Annotated in this window: 1 tRNA gene and 2 rRNA genes; all 3 read right to left on the bottom strand. The window is 55.8% G+C overall.

Features of this window, described 5'->3' with window-relative positions:
* Window positions 1–77: transfer RNA gene (locus HLH27_RS16835), tRNA-Met, on the bottom strand.
* Window positions 78–98: 21 nt separating this feature from the next.
* Window positions 99–214 (bottom strand): 5S ribosomal RNA (gene rrf / locus HLH27_RS16830).
* 120 nt (window positions 215–334) lie between these two features.
* Window positions 335–3,075, bottom strand: a 23S ribosomal RNA gene (locus HLH27_RS16825).
* Between the last annotated feature and the right edge of the window lie 4 nt (window positions 3,076–3,079).

Raw genomic sequence — 3,079 nt, 5'->3', positions numbered from 1 at the left:
TGGTTGCGGGGGCAGGATTTGAACCTGCGGCCTTCAGGTTATGAGCCTGACGAGCTACCGGGCTGCTCCACCCCGCGGGGGTGAGGGTAGACTGGAAGACCTGGCGGCGACCGACTTTCCCGCGTCTTAAGACGCAGTATCATAGGCGCAGGGGCATTTCACGGCCGAGTTCGGGATGGGATCGGGTGGATCTTTCCCCGCCATAGCCACCAGGTCGTCCAGTCCACCCTTGATGGGGTGTTTTTGGGCGTGTGAGGTTGGTGTGTTTTTTTGAGAGTGTGAAGTGTGCGTGGATGATTTCTGTGCATGTGTGTTGCCTGGCGGACCAGGCGGTGTGAGTGAGCCTATTGGGCGATTAGGACCAGTTAGCTGCACGCATTGCTGCGCTTCCACATCTGGCCTATCGACGTGATGGTCTATCACGGCCCTCGGGGAGACCTAGTTTTGAGGTGGGTTTCTCGCTTAGATGCTTTCAGCGATTATCCCGTCCAGACTTAGCTACCCGGCTGTGCCGCTGGCGCGACAACCGGTACACCAGAGGTCTGTTCATCCCGGTCCTCTCGTACTAGGGACAAATCCTCTCAAGTCTCCAACACCCACGGCAGATAGGGACCGAACTGTCTCACGACGTTCTAAACCCAGCTCACGTACCACTTTAATCGGCGAACAGCCGAACCCTTGGGACCTGCTCCAGCCCCAGGATGTGATGAGCCGACATCGAGGTGCCAAACCTCCCCGTCGATGTGGACTCTTGGGGGAGATCAGCCTGTTATCCCTAGAGTACCTTTTATCCGTTGAGCGATGGCCCTTCCACGCGGGACCACCGGATCACTATGGCCGACTTTCGTCTCTGATCGAGCTGTCACTCTCACAGTCAGGCGGGCTTATGCCATTGCACTCAACAGTCGATGTCCGACCGACCTGAGCCCACCATCGCGCGCCTCCGTTACACTTTGGGAGGCGACCGCCCCAGTCAAACTGCCCACCATGCAGGGTCCCGGACCAGGCTTACTGGTCTCGGTTAGACATCAGAAACAGTCAGGGTGGTATTTCAAGGATGGCTCCACCGGAACTGGCGCCCCGGGTTCAAAGCCTCCCACCTATCCTACACAGAATGTCTCTGATGCCACTGCAAAGCTGCAGTAAAGGTTCATAGGGTCTTTCCGTCTGACCGCGGGTACCCCGCATCTTCACGGGGAATTCAATTTCGCTGAGCCGATGCTGGAGACAGCGGGGAAGTCGTTACGCCATTCGTGCAGGTCGGAACTTACCCGACAAGGAATTTCGCTACCTTAGGACCGTTATAGTTACGGCCGCCGTTTACCGGGGCTTCAATTCAGTGCTTGCACACCTCCTCTTAACCTTCCGGCACCGGGCAGGCGTCAGGCCGTATACGTCGTCTCTCGACTTCGCACAGCCCTGTGTTTTTACTAAACAGTCGCTACCCCCTGGTTTGTGCCACCCGCCAATGGTTGCCCAATGACGGGTCTCGCTTATCCCGAAGTTACGCGAGTAATTTGCCTAGTTCCTTCAGCATCGTTCTCTCAAGCGCCTTGGTATTCTCTACCAGTCCACCTGTGTCGGTTTCGGGTACGGTCTATATGCCAGAGCTATTTCCTGGAATGCGCAAAAAGCCAGCCCAATCCGATAAGGACTGACAACATCTTGCATTCGTCACTTCTGGCAGGCCCAGGAATATTCACCTGGTTTCCATCGACTACGGCTTTCGCCCTCGCCTTAGGGGCCGGCTCACCCTGCGCGGATTAACCTTGCGCAGGAACCCTTGGACTTTCGGCGACAGTGTTTCTCGCACTGTTTGTCGCTACTCATGTCAGCATTCGCACTTCCGATATCTCCAGAGAGGGTCACCCCGTCTCCTTCACAGACTTACGGAACGCTCCGCTACCGCGCATACATAGTATGCACCCACAGCTTCGGCACGTGGCTTGAGCCCCGTTACATTTTCGGCGCAGGGTTTCTAATAGACCAGTGAGCTATTACGCTTTCTTTAAAGGATGGCTGCTTCTAAGCCAACCTCCTGGTTGTTTTGGAATCCCCACATCCTTTCCCACTTAGCCACGATTTGGGGGCCTTAGCTGGTGGTCTGGGCTGTTTCCCTCTCGACGATGGACCTTAGCACCCACCGTCTGTCTGCCAGGCTAAACTTCCGGGTATTCGGAGTTTGGTTAGGTTTGGTAAGGCTTTGGGCCCCCCTAGCCCATCCAGTGCTCTACCCCCCGGGGTCAACACCTGACGATCTACCTCAATAGATTTCGCGGAGAACCAGCTATCTCCGAGTTTGATTGGCCTTTCACCCCTAGCCACAGCTCATCCCCGACTTTTTCAACAGGCGTGGGTTCGGCCCTCCAGTGCGTGTTACCGCACCTTCAGCCTGGCCATGGCTAGATCACTCGGTTTCGGGTCTTCTGCCAGCAACTCGTCGCCCTATTCAGACTCGCTTTCGCTTCGCCTACACCTAACGGCTTAAGCTCGCTGCAAACAGAAACTCGCTGACCCATTATACAAAAGGTACGCCGTCACCCCATAAGAGGCTCCGACTGCTTGTAGGCATCCGGTTTCAGGTCTCTTTCACTCCCCTCGTCGGGGTGCTTTTCACCTTTCCCTCACGGTACTTGTTCACTATCGGTCACCAGGGAGTATTTAGGCTTGGAGGGTGGTCCCCCCATGTTCAGACAGGATTTCACGTGTCCCGCCCTACTCAAGGATCATTTCAGACATTACGCATACGGGGCTATCACCCACTATGGCCGGACTTTCCATTCCGTTCCGCTTGTTCGAAAATGACCACTGGCCTGTTCCGCGTTCGCTCGCCACTACTAGCAGAATCTCAATTGATGTCTTTTCCTCCAGGTACTGAGATGTTTCAGTTCCCCGGGTTCGCCTCATGACCCTATGTATTCAGATCATGATACCCATCGCTGGGTGGGTTGCCCCATTCAGATATCCACGGATCAAAGCCTGCTCGCGGCTCCCCATGGCTTTTCGCAGCGTGCCACGTCTTTCATCGCCTCCTGGTGCCAAGGCATCCACCGAATGCCCTTATCGCGCTCACTCACCA

Origin of the sequence: Gluconacetobacter takamatsuzukensis (genome assembly GCF_014174275.1) — a bacterium.
GTDB lineage: Bacteria > Pseudomonadota > Alphaproteobacteria > Acetobacterales > Acetobacteraceae > Gluconacetobacter > Gluconacetobacter takamatsuzukensis.
Note: the sequence above shows the minus strand (reverse complement) of the source record. Positions and strands in the feature narration are given on the sequence as shown.